Origin of the sequence: Microvirga subterranea (assembly GCF_003350535.1) — a bacterium.
GTDB lineage: Bacteria > Pseudomonadota > Alphaproteobacteria > Rhizobiales > Beijerinckiaceae > Microvirga > Microvirga subterranea.
In genome coordinates this window covers 107,974-124,193 of record NZ_QQBB01000003.1, presented here as the reverse complement: position 1 = coordinate 124,193, position 16,220 = coordinate 107,974, and the positions used below count along the sequence as shown (strand labels likewise).

17 protein-coding genes are annotated in these 16,220 nt (G+C 66.6%); 4 read left to right on the top strand and 13 right to left on the bottom strand.

Features of this window, described 5'->3' with window-relative positions; translation table 11 throughout:
* Positions 1–12: 12 nt before the first annotated feature.
* The gene (gene der / locus DES45_RS08685) at positions 13–1,362 is read left to right on the top strand and encodes a ribosome biogenesis GTPase Der (RefSeq protein WP_114769601.1); all 1,350 of its coding nucleotides are present in this window, start codon (positions 13–15) and stop codon (positions 1,360–1,362) included.
* Positions 1,363–1,369: 7 nt separating this feature from the next.
* Here der and DES45_RS08680 read toward each other — a convergent pair whose 3' ends face one another.
* The 13 genes from DES45_RS08680 to DES45_RS08620 all read right to left on the bottom strand — a co-directional run bounded on the left by DES45_RS08680 (position 1,370) and on the right by DES45_RS08620 (position 13,916).
* Entirely contained in the window at positions 1,370–1,993 is a 624-nt protein-coding gene (locus DES45_RS08680) for a LysE family translocator (protein ID WP_114769600.1), read from the bottom strand.
* Between the two features lie 132 nt (positions 1,994–2,125).
* On the bottom strand, positions 2,126–2,869 hold the full coding sequence (locus DES45_RS08675) for an SDR family NAD(P)-dependent oxidoreductase (RefSeq protein ID WP_114769599.1): 744 nt from the start codon (positions 2,867–2,869) through the stop codon (positions 2,126–2,128).
* A 6-nt stretch (positions 2,870–2,875) separates the two neighbouring features.
* Positions 2,876–4,363, bottom strand: a complete 1,488-nt coding sequence (purF, locus tag DES45_RS08670; protein WP_114769965.1) for an amidophosphoribosyltransferase — start codon at positions 4,361–4,363, stop codon at positions 2,876–2,878.
* Between the two features lie 114 nt (positions 4,364–4,477).
* Complete coding sequence (locus tag DES45_RS08665) at positions 4,478–5,089, bottom strand: CvpA family protein (RefSeq protein WP_114769598.1); 612 nt, start codon at positions 5,087–5,089, stop codon at positions 4,478–4,480.
* Between the two features lie 242 nt (positions 5,090–5,331).
* Positions 5,332–6,540 (bottom strand): M10 family metallopeptidase C-terminal domain-containing protein, encoded by a 1,209-nt coding sequence (locus DES45_RS08660; protein WP_114769597.1) that lies wholly within the window; start codon positions 6,538–6,540, stop codon positions 5,332–5,334.
* A 169-nt stretch (positions 6,541–6,709) separates the two neighbouring features.
* The gene (gene radA / locus DES45_RS08655) at positions 6,710–8,110 is read right to left on the bottom strand and encodes a DNA repair protein RadA (RefSeq protein WP_114769596.1); all 1,401 of its coding nucleotides are present in this window, start codon (positions 8,108–8,110) and stop codon (positions 6,710–6,712) included.
* Positions 8,110–9,273 carry an alanine racemase gene (alr, locus tag DES45_RS08650; protein ID WP_114769595.1) on the bottom strand — a complete coding sequence of 388 codons (1,164 nt, stop codon included), beginning with the start codon at positions 9,271–9,273 and terminating at the stop codon, positions 8,110–8,112. Before alr ends, radA begins: the two co-directional genes overlap by 1 nt.
* Positions 9,270–10,763, bottom strand: a complete 1,494-nt coding sequence (locus DES45_RS08645; protein ID WP_114769594.1) for a replicative DNA helicase — start codon at positions 10,761–10,763, stop codon at positions 9,270–9,272. The genes alr and DES45_RS08645 overlap by 4 nt, the downstream gene beginning before the upstream one ends.
* Before the next feature lie 269 nt (positions 10,764–11,032).
* Complete coding sequence (gene rplI, locus DES45_RS08640; protein ID WP_114769593.1) at positions 11,033–11,596, bottom strand: 50S ribosomal protein L9; 564 nt, start codon at positions 11,594–11,596, stop codon at positions 11,033–11,035.
* A gap of 25 nt (positions 11,597–11,621) precedes the next feature.
* Positions 11,622–12,590, bottom strand: a complete 969-nt coding sequence (locus DES45_RS08635; RefSeq protein ID WP_114769592.1) for a DUF2232 domain-containing protein — start codon at positions 12,588–12,590, stop codon at positions 11,622–11,624.
* Positions 12,591–12,720: 130 nt separating this feature from the next.
* Entirely contained in the window at positions 12,721–12,975 is a 255-nt protein-coding gene (gene rpsR, locus DES45_RS08630) for a 30S ribosomal protein S18 (RefSeq protein WP_114769591.1), read from the bottom strand.
* A gap of 2 nt (positions 12,976–12,977) precedes the next feature.
* Positions 12,978–13,385: a 30S ribosomal protein S6 gene (gene rpsF, locus DES45_RS08625; RefSeq protein WP_114769590.1), complete on the bottom strand. Its 408-nt coding sequence runs from the start codon at positions 13,383–13,385 to the stop codon at positions 12,978–12,980.
* A 267-nt stretch (positions 13,386–13,652) separates the two neighbouring features.
* A complete protein-coding gene (locus DES45_RS08620; RefSeq protein ID WP_114769589.1) occupies positions 13,653–13,916 on the bottom strand; it encodes a hypothetical protein in 264 nt (87 codons plus the stop codon).
* A 138-nt stretch (positions 13,917–14,054) separates the two neighbouring features.
* Here DES45_RS08620 and DES45_RS08615 point away from each other — a divergent pair, with 138 nt between their 5' ends.
* The 3 genes from DES45_RS08615 to lepB all read left to right on the top strand — a co-directional run bounded on the left by DES45_RS08615 (position 14,055) and on the right by lepB (position 16,218).
* Positions 14,055–14,801 carry a pyridoxine 5'-phosphate synthase gene (locus DES45_RS08615; RefSeq protein ID WP_114769588.1) on the top strand — a complete coding sequence of 249 codons (747 nt, stop codon included), beginning with the start codon at positions 14,055–14,057 and terminating at the stop codon, positions 14,799–14,801.
* A gap of 139 nt (positions 14,802–14,940) precedes the next feature.
* Positions 14,941–15,342 carry a holo-ACP synthase gene (acpS, locus tag DES45_RS08610; RefSeq protein ID WP_114769587.1) on the top strand — a complete coding sequence of 134 codons (402 nt, stop codon included), beginning with the start codon at positions 14,941–14,943 and terminating at the stop codon, positions 15,340–15,342.
* Between the two features lie 99 nt (positions 15,343–15,441).
* Positions 15,442–16,218 carry a signal peptidase I gene (gene lepB, locus DES45_RS08605; protein WP_425374274.1) on the top strand — a complete coding sequence of 259 codons (777 nt, stop codon included), beginning with the start codon at positions 15,442–15,444 and terminating at the stop codon, positions 16,216–16,218.
* The last annotated feature ends 2 nt before the right edge of the window (positions 16,219–16,220 follow it).

The following is a 16,220-nucleotide window of genomic DNA, read 5'->3' as shown; positions in this document are numbered from 1 at the left end:
GGGACAGGAGACATGACGCCTACCGTCACCATTGTCGGGCGGCCGAATGTCGGCAAGTCGACCCTGTTCAACCGCCTCGTCGGCAAGAAGCTCGCGCTCGTCGACGACCGGCCGGGCGTGACCCGCGACCGCCGCGAGGGCAACGCGAGGCTCGGCGACCTCGAATTCCGCATCGTCGACACGGCCGGCCTTGAGGAGGCGACCGAGGAGTCGCTCCTCGGCCGCATGCGCGCCCAGACCGAGGCCGCCATCGAGGACGCGGACGTCATCCTCTTCGTCATCGACGCCCGCGTCGGCATCCTTCCCGCGGACCGTCCCTTCGCCGAGATGGTGCGCCGCTCCGGCAAGCCCGTCATCCTCATCGCAAACAAGGCGGAGGGCGGCGCCGGGCTGTCGGGCGCCTACGAGGCGTTCTCGCTAGGGCTGGGCGATCCGATTCCGTTCTCGGCCGAGCACGGCGAGGGGCTTGCCGACCTGTTCGAAGCGCTGATGCCCTTCTTCCCCGAACCGGACGAGGAAAACGAGGAGGACGAGGACGACCCGAGCAAGCCGCTCCAGGTGGCCATCGTCGGGCGCCCGAACGCGGGCAAGTCGACCCTCATCAACCGCATGGTGGGCGAAGAGCGTCTGCTGACCGGTCCCGAGGCCGGCATCACCCGCGATTCCATCTCCCTCGACTGGTCCTGGCGCGGCCGGCCCGTGAAGCTCTTCGACACGGCGGGCCTGCGCAAGCGCGCCCGGGTCGAGGACAAGCTCGAGAAGCTGTCCGTCGCGGACGCCCTGCGCGCCGTGCAGTTCGCCGAGGTCGTGATCGTGCTCCTCGACGCCACGATTCCGTTCGAGAAGCAGGACCTCTCCATCGTTGATCTCGTCGAGCAGGAGGGCCGCGCCCTCGTGATCGGCCTCAACAAGTGGGACCTCGTCGCCGACCAGCAGGGCCTGCTCAAGGACCTGAAGGAGAAGGCCACCCGCCTCCTGCCGCAGGTGCGGGGCGCCCCGGTGGTGCCTGTCTCCGGGCTCGCCGGCAACGGCATCGATCCCCTCATGAAGGCCGTGTTCGAGGTCTACAAGACCTGGAACACGCGCATCTCCACCGCAAGGCTGAACCAGTGGCTCGGCGAGGCGATAGAGGCCAACCCGCCCCCGGCGGTTTCCGGCCGTCGCATCAAGATTCGCTATATGACCCAGGTGAAGGCGCGTCCGCCGCATTTCGCGATCTTCGGCAACCAGCTCGACGCCCTGCCGAAGAGCTACACGCGCTATCTGGTGAACGGCCTGCGCGAGGCCTTCAGCCTCCCGGGCACGCCGATCCGCGTGTCGCTGCGCACGGGCCAGAACCCGTTCGACAAGGGACGGAAATAGTCGCGGCTCAGCGGCTTGCGGTCGTCAGGGCCGCGCCGATGCCCACGAAGGTCACGCCTGCCGCCCGGTTGAACCATCGGCCGTGGCGGGAGAGCCAGGGCGCGATGCGCTGGGCCATGACCGCGAGCAGCAGCTCGTAGACGATCTCCACCACCACGAAGGTGCCGCCGAAGATGGCGAGCTGGACCGGGAAGGAGACGCCCGGCGCCATGAACTGCGGCAGGAAGGCCGCGAAGAAGATCAGCGCCTTCGGGTTCGAGACCGCCACCAGAAAACCCTGGTTGAACATCCGCAGCCGCTGCGCCTCCCGGGGTGCAGCCTCCGCCGTCGCGACCGAAATGGCCGGGGCCGGCGAGCGCCAGACGCGAATGCCGAGATAGACGAGGTAGGCGGCGCCGATCCATTTCGCGATCGTGAAGGCCTTCTCGGAGGCGGCCAGCAGCGTGCCCATCCCGGCGAGGGACGCCGCGATCAGGATGAAGAAGCCGAGCGCCCCGCCGAGCACCGTGTAGATCGTCGGCCGGAAGCCGAAACATGCGCCGTGGGTGAGGGACAAAAGCCCGTTCGGCCCCGGCGTCAGGGACAGGCCGATGGCGGCGACGCAGTAGACCAGCCAGAGTTCGAGGCTCATGGGATCACCAGGGACGTGCGACGGTGCACGGCCGGACGGTAGCGCCGGGCGGGAAGGCAGGCAAGCCGGTCCGGAAACGAACATGGCCGGCGCGAGGCCGGCCATGTCGGAAGAGGTAGCGGTGCCGGACGCTCAGGCCGGCATCTGCGGCGTGAGGAGCTTTCCGCCCTGGGGGAAGTCGTAGATCTTTCCCGTCTCGCGCCAGCTCGGAAGGGCGAGCTTCACGAGGTGCGGGGCAAGCTCCTCCGGGGTCTTCAGGGTGAGCGGGTCCTCGCCCGGCATGGCGGCGCGGCGCATCGAGGTGCGCAGGGGGCCGGGGCTCACGAGCATCGCCTTGACGGGCGTCGTGACCGTCTCGGCCGCGTAGGTGCGCACCATGGCTTCGAGAGCAGCCTTCGAGATCGAGTAGACGCCCCAATAGGCCGTGCATTTGTGGGCGGCGCCCGAGGTCAGGAAGATGGCGCGGCCCGCGTCGGAGGCGCGCAGCAGCGGGTCGAGGGAGCGCAGCAGCCGGTAATTGGCCGTCACGTTGATGGCCATCACTTCGTCCCAGACCGGCTGGTCGATATGGGTGATCGGCGCCAGCTCCCCGAGGATGCCCGCATTGCCGAGCAGGATGTCGAGCTTGCCCCAGCGCTCGTAGATGGCGGCACCGAGCCGGTCGATGGCCTCAAGGTCCTTGAGGTTCACCGGCACGAGGGTCGCCGAGCCGCCGATGGCGCGGATCTCGTCGTCGAGGGATTCGAGCGCGCCCTGCGTGCGGGCGAGGGCGACGATGTGCGCACCCGCTTCGGCGAGGGCGAGGGCGGCGGCGCGGCCGATGCCGCGCGAGGCGCCGGTGACCACCGCGACGCGGTTCGAGAGAGGCTTCTGCATGATCGATCAGTCGGCTTCGGCAAGGAGGGAGAGGCGGCGCGGCGTCGCGACGGTCAGGTCCGTCAGCGGCGTCGGGTAGTCGCCCGTGAAGCAATGGTCGGTGAACTGCGGCTGCGCGGCGTTGCGGCCCTTCTCGCCCATGGCACGGTAGATGCCCTCGATGGACAGAAAGGCGAGCGAATCCGCCCCGATGTACTTGCGCATCTGCTCGAGGTCGTGTGTGGCGGCGAGGAGCTTCTCCTTCTCGGGCGTGTCGATGCCGTAGAAGTCCGGATGCGTGATCGGCGGGCTCGCGATGCGGAAGTGAACCTCCTTCGCGCCGGCCTCGCGCATCATGCGCACGATCTTCACCGATGTGGTGCCGCGCACGAGGCTGTCGTCCACCAGGACGATGCGCTTGCCCTCGATGGCAGCGCGGTTGGCCGAGTGCTTCATACGCACGCCGAGCTCCCGCACGGACTGGGTCGGCTGGATGAAGGTGCGGCCCACATAATGGTTGCGGATGATGCCGAGCTCATAGGGCAGGCCGCAGGACTGGGCGAAGCCCAGCGCGGCCGGGACGCCGGAATCCGGCACCGGGATGACCACGTCGGCGTCAGCGGGCGCCTCCATGGCGAGCTCGTGGCCCATGCCCTTGCGCACCGCATAGACGCTGCGGCCGTTCACGATGGAATCAGGCCGGGCGAAGTAGATGTACTCGAAGATGCAGGGGCGGGCCGGCTGCTTCGGGGCGAAGCGGAACGACTCGATGCCCTCGTCCGAGATCACGACGCATTCGCCGTTCTCGATGTCGCGGATGAAGCGCGCGCCGATGATGTCGAGGGCGCAGGTCTCCGAGGTCAGGATGTAGCGGCCGTCGAGCTCGCCCAGCACCAGCGGGCGGATGCCGAAGGGGTCGCGGGCGCCGATCAGCTTCTTGTTGGTGAGCGCCACGAGCGCATAGGCGCCTTCGATCTTCTGGATCGCCTCGACGAAGCGGTCCACGACCCGGTCCTGGCGGCTGCGGGCCACCAGATGGACGATCACCTCCGTGTCCGTGGTGGACTGGCAGATGGCACCGTCGCGGATGAGATTGCGGCGCAGGGTCAGGCCGTTCGTCAGGTTGCCGTTATGGGCCACCGCGAGGCCGCCGCCGTCGAGTTCGGCGAAGAGCGGCTGCACGTTGCGCAGGACCGTCTCGCCGGTGGTCGAGTAGCGCACGTGGCCGATGGCCGAGAAGCCTTCGAGACGCTCGATCGTCGCGCGGTCCGAGAAGCTGTCGCCCACGAGGCCGAGGCGGCGCTCCAGGTGGAAGACGTGGCCGTCGAAGGAGACGATGCCCGCCGCCTCCTGGCCGCGGTGCTGGAGGGCGTGGAGCCCGAGCGCCGTGATCGCCGCCGAATCCGGGTGGCCGTAGATGCCGAAGACGCCGCATTCTTCGCGCAGGGTATCGCCGTCGAGGTCGAGGTTCACCTGCTTCGGGAGAACCTGCCACGTCTCAGACTGAGCAGCCATCGTCATGTCCTTGGATGCACGCCAAAACCAAAGGCGTGAGAGCGCTATGTATTCACTCCCACGCCGATCGCCAATGTCTCTTCATGCCGCCCCCGCTTGCGCGGGCCGAATGGATCAGCCGCGCCGCTGCGGAGGCTGGGCCGGTGCGGGCGCCGCCGGTGCGGTGCCGCGCTGCGGATCGGGCTCCGCCGGCTCGGCCGGCTCGTTCTCGGGAGCTCCCTTGTCCCGCAGGCGCTGGATCAGGGCCTCGGCATTCTCCGGCAGCATCGCGATGATGCTGTCGCGGGTGTTCTCCATGGCTGGCCGCGTCTTGGAAGTCGCCGCCCAGTCAGGGTTCTTGCCCTGGAGCAGCCAGCCCATGAAGGCCCAGCCGATCACGCAGATCAGGAAGCCGCGGGCGGCGCCGAAGAACAGGCCGAGGGTGCGGTCGAGCGCCCCGATGCGGGAATCGAGGATCAGATCGGAGATCTGCACCGTGATGATTGACACGATGATCAGGGTCACCACGAAGATGCCGCCGATGGCCGCGACCAGGGACACCGTGTTGCTGCTGATATATTGCTGCGCGAGGGGCAGTGCCATCGGGTGCAGGTACCAGGCAGCGGCGGCCGCCACGGCCCAGGCGACGATCGCCAGCACTTCACGCGTGAAGCCGCGCACGGCAGCCAGGAGGGCCGAGATCAGAACGACGCCGAGGACGACCAGGTCCAAAACAGAAAAGGGCATGAGCCAAGCCTAACGCACAAAACAGGGTGGGAGCCGCCTTCGCGGGTTCAAGGCCTGGGCTGTATACCCTCAAGAATTCCATTCGTCACCCTTGGAGTCGTACAGGCGCTGGTGGCCGGAAACGGCCTGGATTTCGCAACGACATCTGTGGCCGGAGGATGGCGCAGTCCCGCACCACAAACGAGAAAGGCCCCGGAGAGCCGTCTCCGGGGCCTTTCCTGACATTGCTGCGGAGTTCCCGCTCAGATGAACAGGAAGTCGTCGAAGAGGACGGTGGTGCCGGGCTTCACCTTGAGGATCTCGATCGGCTTGGCGCTGCCGGAGCCGTCGACATCGAGGTAAACGGTGCCGTTCTTCTTGTTGTAGACGACGAAGTCGTTCCCATCCTTGGACGTGGTGCCGATGGTGAAGAACTTCTTCTCCAGCTTGCCTTCCTTGAAGACCTTGTCGAGCCCGACCGAGGACTTCTTCTCCGGCTTGCCGCCCTTGTCGGGCTTTCCACCCTTGTCGTCCGGCTTGCCGCCCTTCTTTCCGAAAGCGAGGAGATCGCTCTTTCCGGCCTTGACCTTGAACGACTTCAGGGCGTTTAGGTCGAACTGGATCTTGTCCTCGCCGGACTTGAAGTCGCGGATCTGGTCGAAATGGCCCTTCTTGAAGGGCGTGTCGAACACGAAGGTGTCCGCGCCGGCTCCGCCGTAGAGGATGTCCTTGCCGGCGCCGCCGTTGATGACATCGTCACCGCCCAGTCCCCAGATCCAGTCGTTGCCTGCGCCGCCGTTGATGACGTCCGCGCTCTCTGTGCCCTTGAGCTTTTCGTTGCGCGAGGAGCCGCCGATCTCGCTGACGTCGGTGACGTTGATCGTCAGCGTCTTCTCGAAGTTCAGGCTGCCTGCATCCGTGACCTTGACCTTGATCTGGAGCGAGGGTGCCGTTTCGAAGTCGAAGGTGGCGCCTTCGGCTACGACCAGCTTGCCGTCGACGATCTGGAAGCGACCGCCGGCGTTGTCCAGCAGAGTGAACGTCGGCATCACCGCTGCAGAGACTTCCGGACGATCCGGATCGACAGCGGTCAGAAGCCCGATCTCGGTCCCGGCCTTGGCGGTCTCCGATACGATCGCCTTCGACAGCAGGATGTCGGTCGGCGCTTCGTTGACGTCCGTGACACTGAGCCGGAAGGACTTGTCCGCGACGTCCGTTCCACCAGTGGTGTTGCTCTCCGCAGAGATCGTGATGTCGAGGCTGCTCATGGCCTCGAAGTCGAACGGGTAGCCGGCCTTCGCGAAAAGCTGATTGCCCACGATCTCGAAACGATCGCTCAGGCTGCCAGTGAGGCTATATGTGAACGTCTCTCCATTTGCCCCGTTTGCGACGGAGAGCACTCCGATGAGAGTGCGGTCCTGGAGGTTTTCGGCAATAGAGCTTGCAGAGAGAGTGATCGTCGGATCAGCCATGCTGGGTCCCCTGGAATAGGTTCGAAAATCCCGGGTTTCCCCAGGAACTAACCACTAGGAAGTAATCATAGCGGGTAGTTTAGGCTTATTCCAACAAACCCGAATGTAACTATATGTCAACTAGGCCGAATGGCTGATCCTGTTGCCGAAGAATCACATTGCGCCGACGTTAGGACGCCTTCCGACGGCGTGCGGCGATCCCCGCCACGAGGTCCGTGATGTGGCCGATCGACGAAGCCGGCAGGGGCAGGCGCTCCTTGCCGTTCTTCTCCACTCTCGGGGCGGGCGAGACCGCATTGGAGAAGCCGAGCTTGGCCGCCTCCTTCAGGCGGGCCTGCTCCTGGGCGACCGGCCGAATGGCTCCCGAGAGGCCCATTTCGCCGAAATAGACCGTGTCGGGCGGCAGGGGCGAGCCCGAGAGGGACGAAATCAGCGCCGCGGCGGCGGCGAGATCCGCGGCGGGCTCGCTGATCCGCAGGCCGCCTGCGACGTTCAGATACACGTCGTGCATGCCGAGCTTCAGGCCGCCATGGGCTTCCAGCACGGCCAGCACCATCGAAAGGCGGTTCTGGTCCCAGCCAACGACCGCGCGGCGGGGCGTGCCGAGGGAGGAGGGCGCCACGAGAGCCTGGATTTCCACGAGGAGCGGGCGGGTTCCCTCCATGCCGGCGAAGACGGCGGTCCCCGGCGTCGCGAGGTCGCGGCCCGCCAGGAACAGCTCGGACGGGTTGGGGACCTCGCGCAGGCCCCGGTCTGACATCTCGAAGACGCCGATCTCGTCGGTCGGGCCGAAGCGGTTCTTCACGGCCCGGAGGATCCGGAAATGGTGCCCGGTATCGCCCTCGAAGGAGACCACCGCGTCGACCATGTGCTCGACGACGCGCGGTCCGGCGATCTGGCCGTCCTTGGTCACGTGGCCGACCAGGATCACGGCCGTGCCCGTGGTCTTGGCGAAGCGGATCAGGGCCTGGGCGCTGCCGCGCACCTGGGTCACCGTGCCGGGAGCGGATTCCACCGTCTCGGTCCACATGGTCTGGATCGAGTCGATGATGGCGAGCGCGGGACGGGGCCCCTGCGAGAGGGTCGCGACGATGTCCTCCACGTTGGTCTCGGAGGCGAGCTCCACCGGCGCCTGGCCGAGGCCGAGCCGTTCGGCCCGCAGGCGCACCTGCGCCACCGCCTCCTCGCCCGAGATGTAGGCGACGCGGTGCCCGCGGTTGGCGAGTGCCGCCGAGGCCTGCATCAGCAGGGTCGACTTGCCGATGCCGGGGTCGCCGCCGAGGAGGATGATCGAGCCGTTCACGAAGCCGCCGCCCGTGACCCGGTCGAGCTCTGCGATTCCGGACGGGGTGCGGGGCGCCTCCTTTGTGTCGCCCGACAGGCCCTCGAGCGGGAAGACCCGCCCCTTGGCGCGGGAGGGGCGCGTCGCGGCCGGCCCGACCATGGGATTGGCCGAGCCCGTTTCCTCGGCGATGGTGTTCCACCCGCCGCAGGCCTCGCACTTGCCTTTCCAACGGTTGTAGACGGCGCCGCAGCTCTGGCAGGCGAAGGAGGGCTGACGCTTCGCCATCAGCCTTCGCCCCCGCGATAGGTGCGGGCGTAGCGGGCGCGCAGGTTGGTCAGGATCTCGTAGCCGATCGTGCCGGCCCGGCGGCCGACCTCGTCCACCGTCAGGTCGCCGCCGATCAGCGTGACCGAGTCGCCGCGCTTCACCTGGTCGGCCGCTTCGGTCACGTCGATCGTGATCAGGTCCATGGAGACGGTGCCCGCAAAGGGGCAGGGGCGGCCGGCGACCAGCGCCATGCCGGCGAGGAGCGTCTCCCCGCTGTGGCCGCGGGCGCTCGCCGAGCGCGGATAACCGTCCGCATAGCCGACCGAGATGGTGGCGATGCGGCGGCGGCTCGTGGCGGTCCAGCGGCCGTTGTAGCCGACGGTCTCGTCCGCCTCGACCCAGCGCAGCTGGACGATGCGGCCCTCCAGCCCGACGACTGGGCGCATCGGATTGGCTTGATCGGGCGTCGGGTTGCCGCCGTAGAGGGCGTAGCCCGGTCGCACGAGATCGAAATGCGGCTTCTGAGCCAGATAGATGCCGGAGGAATTGGCCAGCGACGCGGGAATGCCCGGCAGCGCTTGACGGACCGCCCGGAAGGCATCGATCTGACGGGTGTTGAGGGGATTCTCGCTCTCCTCCGCGCCGACGAAATGGCTCATGAGCAGGGCGGGCTCGAAATCCCGCAGCACGTCCCGGCCGCCGAGCTCCAGGCTCTCCGAAACCGTGAGGCCGAGCCGGTTCATGCCGGTGTCGACGTGGATCGCGGCCCTCAGGCGGGAGCCCTGGGCGCGGGAGAAGGCGGCCCATTCCTCGATCTCATCCCGGGAGCCGAGGACCGGTCGCAGGTCGTGCTCAGCGTAGGTCGGGCCGGTGCCGGTCAGAAGCCCGTTCAGCACGTAGATCGTGGCGTCCGGCGCCACAGCGCGGGCGCGGATCGCCTCGCTCAGGTGAGCCACGAAGAAGGTGCGGCAGCCCGCCCGGAGAAGGGCCGGGACGGCCTGCTCGATGCCGGTGCCGTAGGCGTTCGCCTTGACGACCGCGGCCGTTTCCGCGCCGCCCGCGCTGTCGCGCAGGGCGCGCCAGTTCGCCGCCAGCGCGTCGAGGTCGATGTGAAGGAGACCGCCGGCCGCCTCGTCTGGGATGCGGCCGGTCGTTTCGATTCGGGAGTTCAGCTTGGTCAATCGCCCATCCGTTCGGGAAGTTTGTCTTCGTCCGCCAGGTCGGTGAAGCGGGTGATATCGGCCTGGAAGGCGAGCTGCACGGTGCCCGTGGGACCGTGACGCTGCTTGCCGATGATGACCTCCGCCTTGCCGTGGACCTGGTCCATTTCAGCCTGCCACTTGAAGTACTCTTCGGTGCCGGGTTTCGGCTCCTTGTTCTTCAGATAGTACTCCTCGCGGTAAACGAACATGACCACGTCGGCGTCCTGCTCGATCGAGCCCGATTCGCGCAGGTCCGCGAGCTGCGGCCGCTTGTCGTCGCGGGCCTCCACCTGACGGGAGAGCTGGGACAGGGCGATCAGCGGGACCTCGAGCTCCTTGGCGAGAGCCTTGAGGCCGGTGGTGATCTCGGTCAGCTCCTGCACGCGGTTCTCGCCCTTCTTGGCCGAGGCGGAGAGAAGCTGGAGATAGTCGACGATCAGCACGTCGAGACCGCGCTGGCGCTTGAGGCGGCGGGCGCGGGCGGCGAGCTGGGCGATGGAGATGCCGCCGGTCTGGTCGATGTAGAACGGGATCGACTGCATTTCGCGGGCGGCTTCGGTGATCTTGTAGAAGTCGTCCTCGCGCATGTCGCCGCGGCGGATCTTGTAGGAGGCGACGCCCGACTGCTCGGCGATGATACGGGTCGCAAGCTGCTCGGCCGACATTTCGAGCGAGAAGAAGCCGACGATGCCGCCGTTGACGGTCTTCAGATTGCCGTCCTGCTGCTTCTCGGCCTGATAGGCCTTGGCGATGTTGAAGGCGATGTTGGTGACGAGCGAGGTCTTGCCCATGGCGGGACGGCCCGCGAGGATCACCAGGTCGGAGCGCTGCAGGCCGCCGAGGGTCCGGTCGAGGTCGATGAGTCCGGTCGAGATGCCGGAGAGCTTGCCCTCGCGCTTGTATGCCGCGGCCGCCATGTCGATGGCCTGGGTGAGCGCGTCGGAGAAGCGCTGGAAGCCGCCGTCGTAGCGGCCCGTCTCGGCCAGCTCGTAGAGGCGGCGTTCCGCCTCCTCGATCTGGTCGCGCGGCGCGCTGTCTACCGGCGAATCGTAAGCCGCATTGACCAGGTCCTCGCCGAGGCTGATGAGCTTGCGGCGGACGGCGAGGTCATAGACGGTGCGGCCGTAATGCTCGGCGTTGATGACGGTCGTCGCCTCGCCCGCGAGTCGGACGAGGTACTGGTAGGGCGTCACGCCGCCGAGATCCTGGTCGCCCAGGAAGGTCTTCATGGTGATGGGCGTGGCGACCTTGCCGGCCTTGATGAGGTCGGTCGCGACCTCGTAGATCCGCCGGTGAAGATCCTCGATGAAATGCTCGGGCAGAAGGAAGTCGGAGACGCGGTAATAGGCGTCGTTGTTGACCAGGATCGCGCCCAGGAGGGCCTGCTCGGCATCGATGTTGCTCGGCGGCGAGCGGAATTGCGGCTCGGCGGCCTCAATGCGGGCGATCAGGGCGTTGGCGGTGGCCATCTGGCGCTCCGAAAACGAGGGAAGGGGTAAAAGACCTCTTTAGCCGGATTTGGTTGCCCGAAGGTGACCGGTCAGACACAGATGAAGACTTGCCTCCCATCCAGTCCGATTGTCCTCACTGTCCTCGATACTCACATCTCCTGCCTTGGCGTCAGGTGAGGCCGCTTGACTCGAGAACGGGCGGCTCCGCCAACGAAAAGGCGCTCCCCGTCGAATCGACGGAGAGCGCCAGTTTAGAACAAAACGTGAACTCTAACAACCGTGGCCGATTAGAGCTCGACGTCGCCGGCCTCCGCCAGCGCGGCGCCGACCTCGAGGCCGAGATCGTCGAGGTTGGTCTCCTCGCGGGTGGTGACCTGCTCGCCGCGAGCCTGACGCTCAGCCTCTTCCGGGCTGCGGGCGACGTTGATCGTCACCTTCACCTCGACCTCCGGGTGCAGCGACACCGGAACGGTGTGCAGGCCCAGGGTCTTGATCGGCAGGTTGAGGACGATCTGGTTGCGGTCGACCGTGAAGCCGCCGGCGGTCATGATCTCGGCGAGGTCGCGGGTCGAGACCGATCCGTAGAGGACGCCCGTCTCGCCGGCCTGGCGGATGATCGTGAAGCTCTGGCCGTCCAGCTTCTCGCCGACGGCTTCGGCTTCCTTGCGGCGCTCGAGGTTGCGGGCCTCGAGCTGGGCGCGCTGAGCCTCGAAGTGCTCCTTGTTGCCCTTGGTGGCGCGCAGCGCCTTGCCGCGGGCCAGGAGGTAGTTGCGGGCGTAGCCGGGACGGACCTTCACGGTCTCGCCCATCTGTCCGAGCTTTGCGACGCGCTCGAGAAGGATCACTTCCATCGGTTTTCTCCTTTGACGTTCGTGATCAGGGGGAAAGGGTGGGTGGTTGCTTCGGACCCGCCTTGCCGGATCCGAACCGGTAGCGGAGGCCGAATAGGGTGTCGGCGAGGCCGAGCAGGGCCGCGGCGACGAGGAGCGTGCCCTGGGTCATGAAGATCAGGACGTAGAGCCCGGCGAGCAGGAAGCCGCGGCCCGACTTGCCGCGGGTGCGGTCGTGGACGGCCGCCAGCCCCTGGAGGGCAAAGGCCATGAACATGGCGCCCGCCAGGGCGAAGCCGAACACGCCGATGAAGCCGCCGATGCTGGCGAGCACGACGGCGACGGCGAGGGCGATGACGACGGTGCGCGGCATCATCAGCTCGCAGACCGCCGGCCAGGGACGCGGCAGGCGCTTCGAGATCGACACGATCTTGCCGGCGGTCCAGAGGTAGAGGGCGAGCGCCGCCGTGAACCCCTGGGCCGACAGGAAGGGTGTCGCCCGGGCGAAGAGGTCGATGACCGCCTCGCGGTCCTCGGCGTCGAAGCCGCTCTCGGAGGGCGGGAACTGCAGGTTCACGAAGGCCTGGGAAATCTCGCGGGCGTTCTCGTGGAAAGCGTCGAAGTCGCCTCCTGTCGAGATGATCGCGGTGGCGAAGATGGTCAGCGCCGCGGTTCCGGCGACCCAGGCCAGCAGGCGCCCGAGCGGATACCATTCCATCGTCCCGTCCGGGTTGGGACGTCCCAGCAGGGAGAGGTAGGCGAGCCACCAGGCGGGCAGGGCGGTGACCAGCGCGAATCCGAGGCCGCTCAGGGGCGACAGGAAGACGGCGATCGCCAGGCCGCCCACGACGGCCGCGACCAGGCCGGACCGGTGGTTCCAGCCGAGGGAGACGATCAGGACCGGGATGGGGGCGAGCAGGTACAGGACGGCCGCAAGCGGAGTCGCCTTGAGGACCACTGCCGTCAGAAGGGCCGAAACGAGGCCCGCGCCTATGCCTGTAACAACAAAATTCATGGTCTCGCTGTCCCGCTGCTCTTCGCAGGGTTAGGGGCCTCCGGCCCCAACTGACCCGGCGGGTTCACACCGACGGGCGACTTCAAAGGGGATTGACGGGCCGCACACCGTGCGCGGCCCGTCGAGGTCTTTAGCGGATCACGTAGGGCAGCAGGCCCAGGAAGCGGGCGCGCTTGATCGCCTGGGCGAGCTCACGCTGCTTCTTGGCCGACACGGCCGTGATGCGCGAAGGAACGATCTTGCCGCGCTCCGAGATGTAGCGGGACAGGAGCTTCGTGTCCTTGTAGTCGATCTTCGGCGCGTTCGGGCCCGAGAACGGGCAGGTCTTGCGACGGCGGAAGAACGGACGACGGCCACCGCCGGCGCCACCAGCACCAAATGCCATGATTAAGCCTCCTCGCCTTCGCTGCCGCCGAACGCGGGAGCATCACCGTCGCGCTCGCGGCGCTCGCGGTCCTTGCGCTCGTCGCGGTCGCGCTTCTGCATCATCACGGACGGCTCGGTCTCGAGCTCGTCGACGCGGATGGTCATGAAACGAAGGATGTCTTCGTTGATGCGCATCTGACGCTCCATCTCGGCCACCGCCTGAGCGGGGGCGTTGACGTTGAACATCGTGAAATGCGCCTTGCGGTTCTTCTTGATGCGGTAGGCGAGGGACTTCACGCCCCACATCTCGGTCTTCTCGACGGTGCCGCCATTCTGCTGAATGACGTCCTTGTACGTGTCGACCATCGTTTCGACCTGCTGGGACGTCACGTCCTGGCGAGCCAGAAAGATATGCTCGTAGAGAGGCATAGTGGGCCTTTCTCAGGTTTGGGTTCAGGCCCGGGAATCGTTTTCGGATGCCGTGGGCCGGTTTCGCGCGTCCGATCGGCGCCAAGCCCTTCGAGCCTGCAAGGCCCGAGCGGTTGTCGAAGGCGGAGACACGGGACGACGGGTCTGCGAAGACCCTGTACGGCAAAGCCGCACCGTCCGTTCAGCCCCCGGCCGGAGCGAACGCGAAGCGGGGGCTATAGTCGATCTGCTCAAGGAAAGCAAGAATCGGGCTGCGGCGCCCGTGCGTCAGATAAGGACGATCGCCGCGAGAGGTGAAACGACTGCCAAAACCAGCGCAAATGGCAACCATTTCTCCCTATAGACCAGCACCCCGGCGGGTACGGTGAAAATGAAGAAAGCAAGCGTCGCGATGAAGGCGAACCCGAAAGCCAGCCCTTCGCCCATGGCATCGGACGAAATCATGATCGCGCTCAGGATGAGCCAAAGCCACAGCAAGGTTCCGATGGCAACGAATGCCGCAGCCAGAGCACGTAGCATGGTTCGAGCCATGGAAGTCCCTCTCAGATCGACCGCATGCGATATAAAGTAACATTTCTGGATCCGAAAGCTTGGAATTTCAACCGGATATCTGTGCGATCAAAGCGAGGGAAGGCTGGCCAGAGCGGCGCTTTAAGCTAAAACAACCCTATGAAAGCTCCTCCTCTCCGCCTCGGCGTCAACATCGATCACGTCGCCACCGTCCGGAACGCCCGCGGCGGCTACCATCCCGACCCGATCCGGGCGGCCCATATGGCCGTGCTGGCCGGGGCGGACGGCATCACGGCCCATCTGCGCGAGGACCGGCGCCACATCCGCGACCTGGACATGGAGCGGCTCAAGCGCCAGCTCTTCGTGCCGTTGAATTTCGAAATGGCGGCCACGTCAGAGATGATCGGGCTCGCGACCGCGATCCATCCCCATGCGGCCTGCCTCGTGCCCGAGAAGCGCGAGGAGCGCACGACGGAGGGAGGGCTCGACATCATCGGCCAGCACGCCCACCTGCGCCCGGCCATCCGGGAGCTGAAGGAGGCAGGCATCCGGGTCTCCCTGTTCGTGGAGCCCGAAATCGAGGTGATGGATGCGGCCTGCGAGCTCGGGGCGCCGGTCGTCGAGCTGCATACCGGAACCTATTGCGACGCCGAGGACGACGCGGAGCGCCTGCACGAGCTCGAGCGCCTCCGCCGGGCCGCCGAGCACGGGGCGAAGATCGGGCTCGAGATCCATGCGGGGCACGGCCTGACCTACGACACGGTGCGCCCGGTCGCGGCGATTCCGCAGATCGTCGAACTCAATATCGGTCACTTCCTCGTGGGCGAGGCCATTTTCCTCGGGCTGGATGAGGCTGTTCGCTGCATGCGGGTCGCAATGGACGAGGGACGATCCCAGATATCGTGAGAACACACTCTGTCATCCCCGGCGAGCCGAAGGCGAGGGAAGGGGATCCACTCTCCGGGGTGGAGCCAATGGATTCCCTTCTCCTCCGCTGCGCTCCGGCCGGGAATGACATGGAAATCATCTCCACCAAGGATCCCACATGATTCTCGGCATCGGGTCGGACCTGTGCGACATCCGTCGCATCGAGCGCTCCCTGGAGCGCTTCGGGGATAGGTTCACCCACCGCATCTTCACCGAGGGCGAGCGGGCGCGCAGCGACCGGCGCGCCGCCCGTGCGCCCTCCTATGCCCGCCGCTTCGCCGCCAAGGAGGCCTGCGCCAAGGCCCTGGGGACGGGCTTGAGCCACGGGGTGTTCTGGCGCGACATGGAGGTGGTCAACCTCAGGACCGGCCAGCCCACCATGAAGCTGAGCGGCGGCGCCCTGGAGCGCCTGCGGGCCCTGACGCCACCCGGCCACGAGGCGGTGCTCCATGTGTCCCTCACGGACGATCCGCCGCTGGCCCAGGCCTTCGTCATCATCGAGGCCCGCCCCATAAAGTAGCGGCGCCTGCGTTGCGGCAGGCTTCGGCTTGGGATAGACCGCCGCGGAGACTTGGGACGGCCTCAGGCCACCAGATTCCTCAAGCATGGATCGATTTACGTGAGCGACAACGCCAAGAAGTACGCGGGCGACAGCGTCAAGAAGGACGAGAGCGGCCTCTGGGAGACCATCAAGGTCATCATCCAGGCCCTGCTGATCGCCGTCGTGGTCCGCACCTTGCTGTTCCAGCCCTTCAACATCCCCTCGGGCTCCCTGATCCCGACCTTGCTGATCGGCGACTACCTGTTCGTCTCGAAGTATTCCTACGGGTACTCGAAGCACTCGATTCCCTTCAGCCCGCCGCTCTTCTCCGGCCGCATCTTCGGGTCCATGCCCAAGCGCGGCGACATCGTCGTGTTCAAGCTGCCGAAGGACAACTCGACGGACTACATCAAGCGCGTGGTCGGCCTCCCCGGCGACAAGATCCAGGTGATCGGCGGCGTCCTGCACATCAACGGCAAGCCGATCCAGCGCGAGCGGGTCGAGGACTACCAGACCACCGACCTCTACGGCCGCACGATCTCGGTCCCCCGCTATAAGGAGACCTTCCCCGAGGGCACGACCCACTACGTGATCGAGCGCGACGGCGATCGGGGCTATTGGGACAACACCAACGTCTACACGGTCCAGCCCGGCCACTACTTCATGATGGGCGACAACCGGGACAACTCGACCGATTCCCGCGACGAGGCCAATGTGGGCCAGGTCCCGGCCGAGAACCTCGTCGGTCGGGCCGAGATCATCTTCTTCTCGATCGACGAGAACGCGTCCCTGTGGCGTCCCTGGGAATGGCCGGGCTATATTCGCTGGAACCGCATGTTCGAGCGGATCAGGTAGAC